The organism is Neobacillus sp. WH10 (assembly GCF_030123405.1).
In the GTDB taxonomy this organism is placed as follows: Bacteria; Bacillota; Bacilli; order Bacillales; family Cytobacillaceae; genus Neobacillus.
Genome location: NZ_CP126110.1, coordinates 5,162,279 through 5,178,657, shown reverse-complemented (window position 1 = coordinate 5,178,657; position 16,379 = coordinate 5,162,279). Strand labels below are relative to the sequence as shown.

Sequence of the window (16,379 nt, the reverse complement as noted above, 5' to 3'; positions counted from 1 at the left end):
CGAGCAGTGAATTACACCTTTGTTTATTCAGCTAACGGGTAGCAATAGTTAAAGTTGAGATCGCTGCGGCGGTCTTTTTGCTTGTTCGGCTAACGGGCAGATTAGTTCAAGAAAAATTCATACTATGTAAGGGACTGGAATGTAATAAATGGTATGATTTAGGAAAAATAGTAGGGGGATTCTTTATGATTGGTGTTATGGGTTTTGGGTCTTTGCTAATTACAATTGGAATGCCTTTGGCAGTGGTTTTTCTTTTAGTATGGACTTATAAGATAAAAAGAAATAGTGACACCCAAGTTGAGCAAAACAATAAGATTATTAAATTGTTGGAAAAAGACACTAATCAATAAATTGGTATAAATGCTTATTGTGCTAACGGGAGTTTAGCGAAAAAAGGAAATTCCGTGAAGTCGATATTAGTTTATTGTTTCTACACAATAGTATGGGTGACTGGAAGGATGTTATTTATTGCAATATGCTTGGTTAATAACCGAGTAAAATGACTAAAACTAACTAGATAGGTAACTCAACCTAGAATAATAATGGGGTGATTTTATGAGTAAAGCTAAAGGAAAAGGTGGAACCGGGAGAGGAACAGACAAGAAGGGTTGGAATCGTTGGCAAGCTAGTGCAAACAAAAAAAAGAGTGCAAAACCTTATATAAGTAAAGGTACAAAAAAAACGGATGTTGAAAATGACCCCACGAGCAATAGTTAAAGTCACTTATCCGAAATATAGCGGATGCTGAATAAATACAATTATTTAATGACCCAACGTGTGCGAGCTCCTTTAAAGGAGCTCGCTTTTTTCTTTTTCAGCTAACGGGGCAGGTTATTTTAATATTTGTCACAATTTATTTTTCTAGGTTTTTCTTAAAAATGAACGGTTCTTTTTTAATGTGAAATTGTTCTTTTAAAAAGCCCCTTAAATTTCTCCCTATCTTCTGATGTAAATGGTTTTGGCCCCTTTGTACGCTTTCCGCTTTTTCGAGCCATTGCACTCAAATAACGTGTTTGTAATAATTGTTCAATGTTTTCATTTGTATAGCTAGACCCATTATGGTGAAGTACCGCACACCCTTTTGCTAAACCTAGCGAAGCAAGACCATAATCTTGCGTAACGATTATATCTCCTTTTTCCGCTAATTTCATAATGCGATAATCCGCAGCATCTGCTCCAGAATCAACATAAATGATTTCCACTCCTGATGGTTGTTCCGCATTAGAAAAATGAGAAAAGCTAGTAACAAGGATAACAGGAATTTCAGCATTCGTACCTTCAGAGATAATGATATCTTTTACCGGACAAGCATCTGCATCAACATAAATTTTCATCTTTACCTCTCCCCGTAAATAAGTTTGAGTTGATGATAATGGCAAATTTAGCCTTTGTCAAACGATAAAGATGGTTTACCTAAAATCATTAAAATACAGTTGTTCTATTAAAGGGCGCTTTTCTCTAATAAGAAGGCTTCTTTTCTAAATAGTCCAGATTCTGGAACCCTCACATTTAAGGGAATGGATTATGTTAAAGTGTAGAAAAGATTGTGAAGGTTTCTACTTAGACTATAGGAGTGCTATAGTTAAAGAATTAGGGTTCCTTGCAAATAACTTCAAAAAATGCTATTTTAAAGAAGAATTATTTTTGTTCGGTGTAAAGGATAGTATTAGTAAAAACTTTTTGTCTTGATGATCACTGAGAGCAAGGATAGTAATACATTGTGTGTGCTTAGCACACTAGGAGGCAACAAACATGGAAAAAGGTAAAGTAAAATGGTTTAATGGCGAAAAAGGCTTCGGATTCATCGAACGTGAAGGTGGAGAAGACGTATTCGTTCATTTCTCAGCTATCCAAGGCGAAGGGTACAAAACATTAGAAGAAGGTCAAGAAGTGACTTTTGATGTTGAGCAAGGTCAACGTGGAGCACAAGCAGCTAACGTTCGTAAAGCTTAAATAAAATGCCAAACATGGACAGACTCTTTTTTAGAGTCTGTTTTTTATTTTTCTTAGAAAAACAAATAACCCCACTCAAAAATGAGTAGGGTACTTGAAAACAGTAAATCAAATGGTAAACCAAGTGTAGCATATAAATTGTGGATCTCCTAATTTCCTTTTATTTTTTATTAAGAGAAAAACTCTGTTGGCAATATAGAAACAGACTGGAATAAATCATGTGCTATGATTCAATAACGTAGGATCACTTTTTCTTATTGTGCTAACGGGAGGTTAGTTGATGAAAAAGTTGTTTATTAACTTCATAATTGACACATATTGCACGAATGGCGAATAAATTCAGTCGTAAAAGACACAAAAGACGAAAAAAAGAAGCGCTGGTTAATCGCTTCAAAAGTGGAAGGAATACAAATATAGCCCTGTCCAACTTCCAATTTTATGACCTGAATTACATCATGCAGCCCATTCATTTGGAAATCTAATAGGTGCAGTACCAGCAAAACTGTCACTACCCCTAATAGAAGAAAACTGCTGTACAAGAGTGTGGCTTTTTTATCTAATAAACACTCAGGTTGGAATTTATTACTTATTGAACATATGCTTTACCGAATAAATCGGATGATACAAAAGCATCCATGGTCCTGTACGACGCATGACAGCCTTCATCTTTTGCCGATACGTTGGTTTATAACAGTGCACCTTGCAGTTTGAACAAGCAGATTTTTCTTCACCAAACCGACAGAGAGAAAGTCGCAAAAAGGCATAGTCCTTTAAATCCTGGCATTCCTTACAGAGCACATCACGATGATGCTTTTTCCGACAATACAATCCGATCATCTCGTTGACAATTTCTTTTTCCTTTTGAATATTTGGACCATTGTTTGGTTGTTTTCGTTGTTTACTCATGATCATAAGCCTCCCTTTTTGTGAATGTCTGCCTTTATTTATCTAATTTGACCATACCACAAGGTTCTTCCTTTTTACGGAGGAATCTTAACAAATTAAGGACAAAAGGATATTAAAAAAAGCTATAAATCAACATTTTATAGTATTTCTTTTTATTGAGTGAAATAGTTTTTTTAAAATTGTAAAAAAAGCAATGTTTACGAAAATAGCCTACAAATAATAAATTGGACTATGCCTTGGCTTTGCTTTTTTTGAGATCGATCCAGGAGCTTAAAGGCAAAGTGACAGGGGTCTTGCTCTAGACCGCAAAGTAATCGGACGGGAGAAGAATGCCCCTTATTTTTTTATTTCTTCAAGCTTTTTTCTATTGACCGCCCTATATAAAGAACCTTGAGATATTCCAGATGATGAGACTAGTTGCGTTCTTGTATAGAGGCGGAATCCATTTTCTGGACGTCGATTCGGGACAATGAGATTTTCTTTCTCCCAGTGCCGGATGGCTGGTTGCTACATTCGCTAGCTGGGCGACTTCCCCAATCGTCATTTCGTCTTTGATTTTCATTTTATCCACCTCCAACAGTTCTCGATGATGGAGTATTCTTAATTAAAGTAACGGGTGCAAGAGTTGAAGAACGGAGGTTACTACGGCGACCCTTTCTTCTTGTGCTAACGGGAGTGTAATAAGAGTAGAAATATGCTGTGCATTATCCAAGAAAGATTAATACACTTTTTAATGAAATTTAATAAAACTGAATGCTGGTTCTCCAAATTGTAGAGTGGAGCGACTATTTATTGTAATCGAAAAGAAAAAAGAAATTCAAAATAAAGTTTAAAAAGCTAACAAATCCGTTAGCTTTTTTTTTGTTTTTATAATAATCACTTTTCCTCTTAATCTTTATTTAATCTTTATCTCATCTTTATTTCATTAGGCTATACTTCTTTCCGAACAGAATTATTAATCAATCAATTAATTAAATACTCAAATATAGAAAGAAGTGAGTACATGAAAATACGTAAACAATTAAATAATGATGGTAAGGTTGCAGTATTTTTCTTATTACCAAGTTTGATAGGTTTTTCCCTTTTCTATCTAATCCCTTTTGTAATGGGTACTATCTATTCATTTAATGATGGGGCGGTTGGTGGTTCATTTGTTGGTCTTTTTAATTATAAAGAGTTGTTAGCTAGTGCTTCTTTTTTAAAGGCAGCCACAAACACATTTTGGTTTACAGCAATCAATGTTCCACTAGTAATCGGCATTTCTTTAATATTGGCACTTTGCTTGCATCAAACCGTCATGTTTAAAAATGCAATTATTAGTTCATTTATTTTGCCAATTGTTGTACCAGTTGCTTCGATTGTTATGCTATGGCAGATATTATTCGATTGGAACGGAACAATTAATTTATGGATGGTGAAGATGGGTTTTTCACAAATTGATTGGATGAAATCGGATTGGTCGATCGTCGTTGTATCTCTAGTTTATTTATGGAAAAACATTGGTTACAACATGATCATATTCTTAGCAGGTCTTCAAAATATACCCAAAGATTATTATGAAATAGCTGAAATGGAAGGCGCAGGTCGTTTCTTTAAATTTAGACAAATCACTCTGGTTTACTTAACACCAACAATGTTTTTTGTACTCTTAATGAGCATTATTAACTCCTTCAAAGTATTCCGTGAAACCTATCTAATCGCAGGAGATTATCCATATGATAGAATTTATATGATTCAGCACTATATGAACAATATGTTTACTTCATTACATGTTCAAAAACTGACCGCTGCTGCGTCATTAATGGTCTTATGTATTTTAATCTTAGTGTTTATTTTCTTCGTAATCGAACGTCGCTATCGAAAATTTATGAGCTAGGAACGAGGGGTGAATAAGATGAAAAGAAATACGTTAATTCGCAAAGGGATTTTAACCTTTTCCTTATTGCTTATGGCGGCAATCATGGTTTTTCCAGTCGTTTTTACATTATCAAATTCTTTTATGACAGAGAATGAAATTAGCCGTCACTATCCTTCAGAAAGTAAGAGTCAACAAGATAATGCGCATAAAAATTCCTTCATCCATTTGAAGTTGATTCCTGACCAGTTCTCGTTTGAACAATATAAAGCATTCTTTGTTAAGAAACAATCTTTCATTGACAAGGAACAATCAAATATGAAATTTTATGGAAATTCAGCCCTAATGGTGATCCCAATCATACTTGGTCAACTGATTGTGGCATCCCTTGCAGCATATGTCTATGGAAAACTAAAGTTTAAAGGAAGAGATACGCTATTTTTGGTATATATGGTTACTATGTTGATGCCATTTCAAGTAACACTTGTACCTAATTATCTTATTGCAGACAAATTGGGGCTCTTAAATAGCTTTGGAGCGATCATCTTTCCAGGGGTATTTGGTGCGTTTGGTGTGTTTATACTCAGACAATTCGTCATGACGATTCCTTATTCATATATCGAGGCTGCAAAAATAGATGGGGCAGGTCATTTTACGATTTTTATGAAGATCATCTTGCCACTGATTCGCCCAGGACTTGCAGCATTAGTCGTATTATTATTCGCTGATTATTGGAACATGGTTGAACAACCACTTATTTTTCTAGATGATCCATCAAAATTCCCGTTGTCACTTTATTTATCGCAAATCATACAAGATACAAGAGGCATTAGTTTCGCTGCATCTATTCTCTATATGGCACCAATGTTATTGATTTTCGGATTTGCAAAAAAATATTTAATCAAAGGAATTCAGTTATCAGGTGCTAAGGATTAATGGTTACATTACTAATTATTATAATTCCATGTTTGATAAAATAGTAGTATGGGAGAGCATAGAAGGCGAGCGTGGATAGATCATGCAATACAAAATCTTAATCGTGGAAGATGAAACGATTTTACGTGAAATTGTGAAAGATTATTTAGTAAATGAAGGTCATGAAGTAATTGAAGCGATTGATGGTGAACAAGCATTGGAATTATATCAAGAACAAGATTTTCATCTCATTATTCTTGATATTATGTTACCGAAGGTTGATGGGTGGGCAGTTTGTAGAAGAATTCGAAAGACTTCAAATGTTCCTATCATCATGTTAACAGCACGGGTTGATGAAGATGATACACTGCTTGGGTTTGAGTTAGGCGCCGATGACTATGTTACAAAACCTTATAGTCCACCAATTTTGCTTGCCAGAGTTAAACGATTACTTGAAAGTCGATATAAAATAAATGAGCCTTCAAACGAAACATTAACCAAAAATGGTATTTCAGTCGATTTTTCTTCTCGGACAGTCAAAGTAGATGGAAACAATATCGCTTTAACCCATACTGAATTTGAAATATTAACTTATTTAATGCAAAACCATGGGATTGTGATTACAAGAGAACAACTCGTACAAAAGGTTTGGGGCTATGACTACAATGGTGATGAACGGACAATCAATACACATATTCGGAATTTACGTACGAAATTAGGTAGTAAATCAAAAGTGATTAAAACGATTATTCGAACAGGTTATAAGTTTGAGGAAACCGTATGAAATTCGGGATTGTCTCAAAACTGTTTTTATTAACAACAACTTTGTGTTTGTTAATCACTGGATCCATTTATATAGGTCAAACAATCTTTTTTAAGCAATACTATGCAAATCGAAAAGTTAATGAACTGAAATCAAGTATCAAATCGTTTGAGAAACAATACCTAAAAAGTAATGGTGATGTTCAAACAATCCAGCAATTAGAACAAGACTTTTATCGTGCTCAAAATACATGGATTACAACGCTTGATCACAATGGAAATATGAAAACTGCAAATGATTTTTATGTAGAAATTAAAATAGAAGCCATTAAAAATACAAATGAAATAATAAAGATTCCTTTGTATCATTTATTAAAAGAAGACGACCTTTTACAAGATACTCCACCTATTTCAAAAGGAGATATAGTGGATGTTAAAACGATTGATAAAAATAATATATCAATCCCTTTTTATCTTTATGTGGTTCAGCGTAATTCATACTGGATCAATCAATCCATGTGGAAAAATATTGATAACTCCTTTCAAGTTGATAATGAGAAATACGATTTAAAAGAAAAATTGGACTTATCCACAAAATATAATGAGGAAATCCATCAATTAAAAGGAACAGTAGAAAATGTACGCATTCCTGATCGTAATGACGTTTCAAGCATCATATACAGTAATAGCTTATTTATGGATCGTATTAATGAATTCCAAACGAATTTATTCATGGATAAACAAAACCAATACGAAACGTTTAAAACGCTTGATTATGAACAAAATGGAATCAAATATAAATTGTTTATCGATCCGATTAAAGATGAAAATGGTAAAACAAATTATATTTTTTCAATGGCTTCTTTACAACCAGTAGATGAAGCTGTGCGGATGGTAAAAGATTATTTTGTCTATATGATTGCGTTTGTTTTACTTCTTACAATTTTGGCGTCCATTTACTATTCAATAAAAATCGCAAAACCATTATTAAGAATAAACGATACAACTAGAAAAATAGCACACTTAGATTTTTCAGAACGAATTGAATATCATTCCAAAGATGAGATTGGTGATTTATCACAGAATATTAATTTGCTTTCAAATACGCTACATTCACATATTACTCAACTACAACAAGATATTGAGAAAGAAAAACAATTAGAAAACACTAGGAAAGAATTCATCTCAGGTGTTTCGCATGAACTAAAGACACCTTTAAGTATTATGAAAAGCTGTATTTCGATACTGAAAGACGGTGTTGCTAGTCATAAGAAGGAGTACTATTTTGAAGCGATGGAAAAAGAAGTCGACAAGATGGATCTATTAATTGTCGATATGCTTGAACTTGCAAAATACGAGTCTGGAACGTATAAAATGAAAATGGAACCTTTTTTTATTGATAAAATAATTGATCATGTTTGTAATCAATTATCTTTAGAAATTGAGAAAAAGGAACTCACGGTTCATAAAGATTTAGCAACAATTGAAGTATTCGCTAATCAACCTCGAATTGAACAAGTCATCACGAACTATATAACAAATGCGATCCGTTATACCCCTGTTCATGAAAATATTTATATTTCAACGACAATAGAAGATGACCAAGTGAAAGTGTGTGTGGAAAATAAAGGAACACACATTCCAAATGACCAATTAGATAAAGTCTGGGAACGTTTCTATCGTGGTGATACGTCTCGTCAACGATCAGAAGGTAGTACTGGGTTAGGTCTTGCCATATCAAAAAATATATTGGAACTACATGGTGCGCAGTATGGTGTCGTGAATACTTCTGATGGCGTACTGTTTTACTTTACCTTAAATAAAAATAGTTGAAGAAACTGCTCATTAGTTTCTTTCTAATTAATCGCCCTTTTGACCAGGGCGATTTTTTTTGTTATAGCTAGCGTTCCCGAAAATTTTTTCAATCTTTTAATAATCTTTATTTCATCTTCATCTAATCTTTATTTGAGGTGGGTATCTTACAATCAATGACGAAGAGAAATGGGAGATGAAGTAATGAAAAAAATATTGCCTTTAATGATGAGTTTAATCGTAATGTTTTGTCTGTCCGCATGCAGTAGTGGAAACACACAAACCAAGGAAAGCAAAAACACCGAACAAAATCATTCAAAAAATAGTACTAATGATAATGGTAAAAAACAGAATAGAGAAGATCTAACGTTAAAGGTAAGTAAAGACGAGAAAAAAACGATAGTCATCTCAGTAATGGGAAATACACCATTCTTTGAAATGGCAAAAAAAGAATACGAAAAAAAGCATCCCAACATTACGATTCAGATAAAAGGATTTACGACAAAAAATATGTTGTCACCCGTTTTATTGGAGAAATATCTTAAAACGACATCGACAGAAGTTTTATCTGGAAAAGGTGCTGATTTATTTGTTTTGAATGATAGCAGTTTACCTGTGGATCGATTTGTTGATAAAAACGCTTTTGTCAACTTAAATGACTATATTAATATCGATACTTCATTTGATAAAAATCAATATTATATGAATATCATTCAAAATTCCAAAATGAATGGTGGACTTTATGTATTACCTACTCGTTTTTTCTTGAATGCTTTATTTGCGGATCAAGAAGCGATTTCGAAAACTGGTGTCAAAATAGATGATAAACATAATTGGACATGGAGTCAGTTTGTTGAAGTTAGTAAGCAGTTAAAACAAAAAGGAACACTTGAATTCACAATGCAAGAAACACCCGACACACTCTTAAATACCTTAGTATTTGAGGATAAAAATTTTAGTCAGCTTGTGAATATAGGAAAAAATGAAGCTTATTTTAAGTCGAAATTTTTCACCAACTTATTAATGCAAGTGAAGGAATTGTATGACGAAAATGTATTAACGGAACAGTATTCAGAGGATGGTACTTATTTCAGAAGTTCTCAAATCTATTCTCCAAAAGATTACTTTTTACGCTCAGCAGTTTTTTATAAGAATGCAACAATTTATCAAATGCCACATTCTTCTGACAAAGAATCAGGTGTTTCGTTTGTAGGTTCCGATCGATATGCGATGAATGCGAACTCGAATGTGAAAATGGAAGCATGGGATTACTTAAAGTTTTTAATGTCTTATGATATGCAACTACAATCACAAACGGATATGTTTCCAATTAATAAAGCTGCCAATGAAAAGGAATTTGCCGAATTGAAAAATGGAACAAAACTTGATAATCCAAAAGGTGATCAGGTAACGATTTCAGAAGAAGCTCTTCAACCACTTAAGCAAATGATTACTGAAGCAAATACGCAAGTGAGATCGAATGACAAGATTCAAGCGATTATCTCAGAAGAATCGAAAAGCTATTTTAGTGGTCAAAAATCTGCGGAAAGTGTTGCTGATATTATACAGAACAGAGTAATGACCTACTTAAACGAGTAGAAGGATAAGAAATTTCTTGGAGACCATTTTTAAAATGGTCTCTTTTTCATATCCAAATTAATTATCTTTTAGTTTTTATGAATAGTAACAGACAGAATTTTAGTCTTTTTTATCAATTTTTATCAATCTTGATTGATTATTCATCTCATCTTTATCTCTTTTTAAGAGCTAATGGATATGCGTTTAAGGTATATAACACAAATGAGCACTTTTCATTAAATTTTTGGAATGAACAACGTCTTTAAAATTGATAAATCTTCATTTCATCTTTATATAATTTTGATTTTGTCTTCATTCACAACTATTAGACTATTAAATATCAGCAAGATAAATATGGAGCTTAGGGGGAAATTTCATGAATCGAAAGAAAGATAAGTGGAAAAGAATTTTTTTATTATTGATAATATCAATTTTAATGATAGTTTTAATCATGAACCTTCAAGAGAATGAACCAATAATAAATAAAGAACATTCAGCCCAAGCATCAACTGTAAATAGAAATAAAGTAATTACAACTTCTGAAAAGATATTAACTGGTAAAACAATTGTAATTGATGCAGGTCATGGTGGTATAGATATAGGTGCAAGTGGACAAAATGGAACAAATGAAAAAGATGTAACATTAACAATGGCTAAAAATATAAAAAATGAGTTAGAGAAACGTACTGACGCTAATGTTATATTAACGAGAAATGATGATGTAAATATATCACTTGCAGATCGTGTAAAAGTTGCAGATGAACAGAAAGCAGACTTATTTGTTAGTATCCATTTTGATGCATTTTTAACGATTGATGTTGAGGGAATTACAACGTATTATAAGAAAAAATCGGATGAGCCTTTAGCAGCATTAATTCAAGATCATATTTTTAAAAACGGGTTGGATGCAAGAGATCGTGGTGTAAGTTTAGGGGACTACTATGTATTAAGAGAAAACTCAAGTCCAGCAATCTTACTTGAACTTGGATTCATTTCAAATTCATCTGATGAAGCACGAATGATATCAGAAGAATTTCAATCAAACACAACAAATTCAATAGTTGATGGGATAATTGACTATTTAAATAGTAAAAATAGTATAAATTTAATTGAATAGAAACTGGATAGTGGACAATGATTTTACACAACACTAGTAAATGAAGTACGGATAACCAAAAAGCCGATTTCCTATTAGGAATATCGGTTTTTCTATATAAACAATATATTGTGAAGGATTGCACTTAAACTAAAGGGGTGCATTACTTTAACAATGAGGTAATGCCATTTTCTTCTTCAAGTAACGGGCAGGGAGTTCAATAAAGATTAAAGGAAACCCTATGTTTAGACGCGGTCAGAAATATATGGAATACTTAAAGAAAAATATTGAAGAAATTGATGAACATGAATTGGGTAGAGATGCATTGATTGAATTCTTGAACGATACACGTAAAAAATTATTAAATGGAGACTTGATTTCTTATATAAAGACCGGGAGTGATATTAATGAGATTATGGGAACTACTTGTTGATCCTGCCGTTGACGAACTATGGGGGAAAGATGAACAATCCAATCAAGTCATGCGTAATCGAAGGGGATTAACAGGAACTTCCATGAAAAATGGGTGGGAGCCCATAGAGCTGTTCACCACTGCACCGGGTGACGTGGGAGACATGCTAAGCTACGGCGGAAGTAACAAATATCCCATTTTTACTAATAAGGCAGTAGAGGTACTCAATGATCTTATTCGGGACTCGGTCGAACTCTTACCTGTCCACCATGACCATTACCATTGTTATATAGTCAATATTATTAATGTAGTAGATTGCTTAAATGAGGCAAATACGAACTTCAATAAATGGAGTGTCATTGAAAAGTATGATTTCCTGAAGGAGAAAGTGAAGGGGCAGCATATATTCTTTCCTTATAAAAGAAAAACGGCATCCCCCTCACTCATTCCTATCGTTTCTGACGAATTCAAGCAACGAGTAGAGGATCATGGATTGAGAGGATTTAGGTTTGGGGAAATCTGGAGTCCGGAACCTGAACCTAAAAAGAAAGATATTTACGATGAAAAGAATCCATTTTTGCGGGTGATCTCGAGGGAAGATTTAGAAGCGCATATTCAAAAACATGTCGGTCCAATAACCAATGTACTAAAAGACCCATCGAACCTGTTTACAGAAGTAGATTTGTATTGCGTAGGACCGAATTCAAACATTAAAGCCAACACGATCATCACAAAAGGAAACAGCTATTTTAAGATGCCATCCCCTTCAACAGTGGATAGCGGGTACGCAGAACTGATCATGCATGTGCCCAGTGATTGGGATGTTTCCAATGAGCCCTTCCGGGATGACGTACATGGCTGGCCATTAACCCTCCTGAAGAATTTTGGGGAAAATGTGATGCGAAAGGGTTTCTGGCTGGGCCAGTGGTTTGTATACCCAAACCAATCGGATGAAGATTTGAAAAATACGTATGCTTCGCAATTTGGGGTAAAAACGTTTAATTTTGATTCGAAGATTGAACCATACAGCCCGGGAACCGATTTTTGCGGTGTGATGATTGCCCCGCCTTTTCCATCCATAATTGATGTCTTTAAAATGACGTATTTAGATGACGGAAAAGTGATTGAAGGAGATTGGCCAATTTATTTCCATACGCTTATTCCTCTTTACAGGGAAGAAATCAATTACTATTTTAAAGAGGGGAAAGACCAATTTATTAAGCGAATCGTGGAACATGGAATCGAAAAAGTGTTTGATCTAAACAGGGAATCTATTTGTTAGAAACAAAAACAGTGGTCTGGAGCTTAATGTTAGCTCCAGACCGCTTTTTTAGAGGCTGAAAAAAGTAAAATATTTATTGTAAGAAAAAAAGGAAATCTTAATACGAATTATCGTGTAAGAAAAGAACTTAATGAATTTATATTTGTTCTCCACATACAAAAAAGAGTGAACACGCAAATACCAGAAAGATTTACTAAAGAGGAGTTAAAAGCTTTAAATAAAGAAAGAAGAGAAAAGATCAACAAAAGTAAATACATACAAAACAATCCTTACCCGGTTAAAGTCTTTAGGGGAGGATTATGTTCACCTAAATAAGTTTCTACAGCAAAACACCTTGGTAAATACACGGAAGAATATTTACCAAGGTGTTTTTTATTAACAATAGGTTCTAAAAGGGGAGGATACTTTGAAATTTAAGCTTCCTTATGGATTAAAAGATGGAAAACTAGTACATATTTCTGATGTAGAAAAGGGATTAAAATGTGAATGTGTCTGTCCGGCTTGTAACCATCCTTTAATTGCAAGAAAAGGAGAAAAGACGGCACATCATTTTGCCCATTATAATGGTTCTGAATGTGCAAAAAGTGTTGAAACGGCCCTTCATTCCATTTCACCTTCAAAATATTTATTTAAAGCAAATAATTTGAACTCAACTGAATAGTTTATGAAAGTTTGTCCTTTTTTAGCCAAAATAAATCCCTCCTATCTAGAAGTATGGGTTTTTTCATACTGTCTACACAGAAGGGATAATATCAATAAACGGGGGTAAAAAAGTACTAATTAATTCTTATTAAGCGACTCTTTTATCCATTTAACAATTTATTGATCATTATTATGATTCTTCTCTTTGTAAGGTTCTGCTCATAGCTTTTCAGTATATTATAGTCAATACCTGAACTCTCCTCAGTCACCTTACATGCATTATAAGCTTATATTTTTTATAAATGATTTGTTCCCCTTAACAAAGATTTCGACTGGATCTTTTGTTTGAAGATCCAAAGATCTTCACATTTCAGTTTAAATTATCATTGGAAAACTAAATTCCTCTAATCAGCAGTCGCTTCTGGACAAATTATGGGATCAAACGTTATGCTGGTGGAGATATCAGTCCTTGAAACAGTAGCCGTAATCGTAGTAGTTGAAATAGAATCTGGAGTGAAAGTGGTAAAAAATCGTCCGACAAAATCGGTCTCGACTCGTGGAAGAATGCATCCACTTAAAGGTTGAATTGTTAGATCAACTAAAATATTTGGAAGAGCGTTACCATTTTCATCTAATACTTCACCAAAAACAAAAGCTGGTTGATCTAGGCAAACCGGTTGTTCGATATTAAGTGTAATAGATTCTGGAATGACACACTCGGGAAATTCTATAACAATATCTAGCGTAACAAACGTCTCGCCACAAGGTCCCTGTACAATTTCTCGAATCGTTGCAGCACCAAGAGTTTGTACAATGTTAGGGCATGGATCTGTAAAGGTCGTCACACAAATGAATTGGTCTACGCTGATAGAACCAGTGCAACAGGCTGAGGCTAAATTTTGGAGTCTTCCACTCCCTTGTACGGGAAAAACATCTGCAAGAAAAGGGATAGAGCCTACCAGTCTAACCTGGTTGACCGAAATTGAACCCGAGAATGTTTTTCCACAAACGGGATCATTCGAAGTGGCAGGGATAAGGACAGGTTCTATAATACACTTTACTCCTTCTGGATTAAAAGCCAGTTCTGCAAAAGCAAAATCCTCAATAACTCTAAACCCTTCAGGAATTATAATGGTACAGCATGCATTTACCCGTCTGTTACACGTTATATCCAAAGAATCTTCGGGTTGTTTTTTGTTAAACTGTTGTTTAGGCTCGGATAGTTGAACCACAGTTACCCCTATTTCTGTCATTATCTTTTCACGTTTCATTTTTCCTTCTGGTTTGTTGTTAGTAAGGTCTTTTTGATTCTTCGAATTATCTATAGTGGATCTTTTCTTTTTTATATTTGTTGTGTTTCTACCACGAAATTTCCTGGATGGAATATGAACCATCTCCTATCATTTAGATTTCTCCCTGTATGGGAGTTCAACCGAGATCATGTAATTTTAGGTCATAGCTTGGATTTATTTTTAAACAATAAAAAAACAGCCCTGGATATTCCCAAAAACCGTACTTTTTTTAATCATTTCTTCGACTATTGGTTCTCTTGAGTTTGTTTATTACCAAAAAACATGTCCAGAAAAATTCCCAAATACTTTTACAATAATACCTAAATAGCATGATTGTGACCTATTTTCACACTTATTTCGGTCGCAACCCAAACCGTAAATTTTAAGTTACTATATTCTACGCACAAACAAGACTAGCTGTTTGTGCTTATGAAGGAGATTATTCGAAAAAATTTAGTACTGATAGGGGTCCGACCAATGAATTGTGTAGAAATGTACTTAAACAAACGGGTGCTTAGTTTAACACTTGGGTTGCTGTGGCAGCCCTTTTTCTTCTTCCACTACCATGAAAATAAGTTTCGTTAAAAATAGAAAAATGACAATACTTAAGAAGACCCTACTCAATCGTTAAAAAAAAGAGGAGAGCATTAATTAATAAGTCTATGGATTAGGGTCGACTGGATTAAGGTCTGTATCAGTATTGACACTTCCTATCCATTTTCATTCTCTGTGGTGCAGCTTTGCTGTATGGATGGCTAACGGGCAGGGAGTGAAAGAAGGTATATACGGGAAGAAGGAAGAAATATATTTAAATAGATAATTGAATCTGGGGAGGAAACAAGTGAAAAAATTTATATTTATTGTAATTATATCTTTGGTTGCTATTGGTATTATTGGTTGTTCAAAGAGTGAGGCTTATGGGTCAGAGGAAGCGATTAAAAGAGGCGATATTGTTTACAAAAATGAAGTTGTTAATTTAGAAAGGTTTGAACAGTTCTTAATTAACTTATCTAACAAGAAAGAAGACACTATACGAGTTACAGGCTATACTGACGAAGGAGACCCTATATTCCAAGATTTACGATTTGATGGGGAAGTCATTCATTACATATTTGACAATTCAAATGATGAATATGCTGGAAAAGATAAAGGAAAAGAGACTGATGTTTGCAAAGAGGTAATTGGGAAAGAAAATACTCAAGGCGAAATCGAGTATTTAATAAGTGGTTGTTCCAAGGATCTTCAAAACTTTCTAATTAGGGTAGAGAAAAAAGATTAAAGTAGGTGTACGGAGCTTTAAAAAACATTGTGAAGCTTTGTACTTAAACTACCATGAAAATAAGTTGCTTCAACAGTAGAAAAATGACAATACTAAATAAGACCCTGCTCAAACGTAAAAAAAAGAGGAGAGCGTAAATTAATAAGTCTATAGATTAGGGTCGACTGGATCAAAGTCAGTATCAGTATTGACACTTCCTATCTATTTTCATTCTCTGTGGTGCAGCGCTGATTTTGCGCAGCATGGATGGCTAACGGGTGCTAGAGTTTAAGATTAAGCTGCTGTTTTGGCCGCTTTTTTTCTTGATCAACTAACGAAGCAGTTAGTTCAAGTACAAAACTTCACAAAGGTATAGAAAAATTTGCGGAAGGGAACAGTTTGGATGGACTTGAAGAGGGTTGCTACATACCTGAGAATAACTATTAATGGTCTGTAAGAAGTCTTTCGAGAATTTGATGGGAAATGTTTCAGTGAAAAGTTGGTAAATAAACTTGGTTCAAACGAAGCTTTATCATTAGCAAGGTTCTCAATTTATTGTTTCTATTCGTGTATAGATTATTTCTATAACTCCGCACCTATTATAAAAATTATAATA

17 protein-coding genes are annotated in these 16,379 nt (G+C 34.0%); 13 read left to right on the top strand and 4 right to left on the bottom strand.

Going from position 1 to position 16,379, the window contains the following annotated elements; genetic code table 11:
- The first annotated feature begins 185 nt into the window (after window positions 1-185).
- Window positions 186-350, top strand: coding sequence for a hypothetical protein (locus QNH20_RS25000; RefSeq protein ID WP_283920622.1), 165 nt, complete (start codon window positions 186-188; stop codon window positions 348-350).
- 205 nt (window positions 351-555) lie between these two features.
- Window positions 556-717, top strand: coding sequence for a DUF3934 domain-containing protein (locus tag QNH20_RS24995; RefSeq protein ID WP_251528308.1), 162 nt, complete (start codon window positions 556-558; stop codon window positions 715-717).
- Window positions 718-893: 176 nt separating this feature from the next.
- Here the strand turns inward: QNH20_RS24995 and QNH20_RS24990 are convergent, their stop codons facing one another.
- Window positions 894-1,334, bottom strand: coding sequence for a YaiI/YqxD family protein (locus QNH20_RS24990; protein ID WP_283920621.1), 441 nt, complete (start codon window positions 1,332-1,334; stop codon window positions 894-896).
- 418 nt (window positions 1,335-1,752) lie between these two features.
- Here QNH20_RS24990 and QNH20_RS24985 point away from each other — a divergent pair, with 418 nt between their 5' ends.
- On the top strand, window positions 1,753-1,953 hold the full coding sequence (locus QNH20_RS24985; RefSeq protein WP_027322326.1) for a cold-shock protein: 201 nt from the start codon (window positions 1,753-1,755) through the stop codon (window positions 1,951-1,953).
- 582 nt (window positions 1,954-2,535) lie between these two features.
- Here QNH20_RS24985 and QNH20_RS24980 read toward each other — a convergent pair.
- Window positions 2,536-2,859 (bottom strand): nitrous oxide-stimulated promoter family protein, encoded by a 324-nt coding sequence (locus QNH20_RS24980; RefSeq protein ID WP_283920620.1) that lies wholly within the window; start codon window positions 2,857-2,859, stop codon window positions 2,536-2,538.
- A gap of 336 nt (window positions 2,860-3,195) precedes the next feature.
- On the bottom strand, window positions 3,196-3,330 hold the full coding sequence (locus QNH20_RS24975) for a hypothetical protein (protein ID WP_283923504.1): 135 nt from the start codon (window positions 3,328-3,330) through the stop codon (window positions 3,196-3,198).
- A gap of 532 nt (window positions 3,331-3,862) precedes the next feature.
- Here QNH20_RS24975 and QNH20_RS24970 point away from each other — a divergent pair.
- The 9 genes from QNH20_RS24970 (at window position 3,863) to QNH20_RS24930 (ending at window position 13,232) form a co-directional block, all read left to right on the top strand.
- Entirely contained in the window at window positions 3,863-4,735 is an 873-nt protein-coding gene (locus QNH20_RS24970; protein WP_283920619.1) for a carbohydrate ABC transporter permease, read from the top strand.
- Window positions 4,736-4,753: 18 nt separating this feature from the next.
- On the top strand, window positions 4,754-5,650 hold the full coding sequence (locus QNH20_RS24965; RefSeq protein ID WP_283920618.1) for a carbohydrate ABC transporter permease: 897 nt from the start codon (window positions 4,754-4,756) through the stop codon (window positions 5,648-5,650).
- An 82-nt stretch (window positions 5,651-5,732) separates the two neighbouring features.
- Window positions 5,733-6,413, top strand: coding sequence for a response regulator transcription factor (locus QNH20_RS24960; protein WP_283920617.1), 681 nt, complete (start codon window positions 5,733-5,735; stop codon window positions 6,411-6,413).
- A complete protein-coding gene (locus QNH20_RS24955) occupies window positions 6,410-8,224 on the top strand; it encodes a sensor histidine kinase (RefSeq protein ID WP_283920616.1) in 1,815 nt (604 codons plus the stop codon). The genes QNH20_RS24960 and QNH20_RS24955 overlap by 4 nt, the downstream gene beginning before the upstream one ends.
- Window positions 8,225-8,407: 183 nt before the next feature.
- Complete coding sequence (locus QNH20_RS24950) at window positions 8,408-9,802, top strand: ABC transporter substrate-binding protein (RefSeq protein ID WP_283920615.1); 1,395 nt, start codon at window positions 8,408-8,410, stop codon at window positions 9,800-9,802.
- Window positions 9,803-10,157: 355 nt separating this feature from the next.
- Window positions 10,158-10,898 carry an N-acetylmuramoyl-L-alanine amidase family protein gene (locus tag QNH20_RS24945; RefSeq protein WP_283920614.1) on the top strand — a complete coding sequence of 247 codons (741 nt, stop codon included), beginning with the start codon at window positions 10,158-10,160 and terminating at the stop codon, window positions 10,896-10,898.
- 220 nt (window positions 10,899-11,118) lie between these two features.
- Window positions 11,119-11,310, top strand: coding sequence for a hypothetical protein (locus QNH20_RS24940; RefSeq protein ID WP_283920613.1), 192 nt, complete (start codon window positions 11,119-11,121; stop codon window positions 11,308-11,310).
- Window positions 11,285-12,571, top strand: coding sequence for a suppressor of fused domain protein (locus QNH20_RS24935; RefSeq protein ID WP_283920612.1), 1,287 nt, complete (start codon window positions 11,285-11,287; stop codon window positions 12,569-12,571). The genes QNH20_RS24940 and QNH20_RS24935 overlap by 26 nt, the downstream gene beginning before the upstream one ends.
- Window positions 12,572-12,977: 406 nt before the next feature.
- Entirely contained in the window at window positions 12,978-13,232 is a 255-nt protein-coding gene (locus QNH20_RS24930; RefSeq protein WP_283920611.1) for a competence protein CoiA family protein, read from the top strand.
- A 385-nt stretch (window positions 13,233-13,617) separates the two neighbouring features.
- On the opposite strand, the gene QNH20_RS24925 is transcribed toward QNH20_RS24930, so the two are convergent.
- Window positions 13,618-14,484, bottom strand: a complete 867-nt coding sequence (locus QNH20_RS24925; protein WP_283920610.1) for a hypothetical protein — start codon at window positions 14,482-14,484, stop codon at window positions 13,618-13,620.
- An 862-nt stretch (window positions 14,485-15,346) separates the two neighbouring features.
- Here QNH20_RS24925 and QNH20_RS24920 point away from each other — a divergent pair.
- The gene (locus QNH20_RS24920) at window positions 15,347-15,784 is read left to right on the top strand and encodes a DUF4362 domain-containing protein (protein ID WP_283920609.1); all 438 of its coding nucleotides are present in this window, start codon (window positions 15,347-15,349) and stop codon (window positions 15,782-15,784) included.
- Window positions 15,785-16,379: the final 595 nt, after the last annotated feature.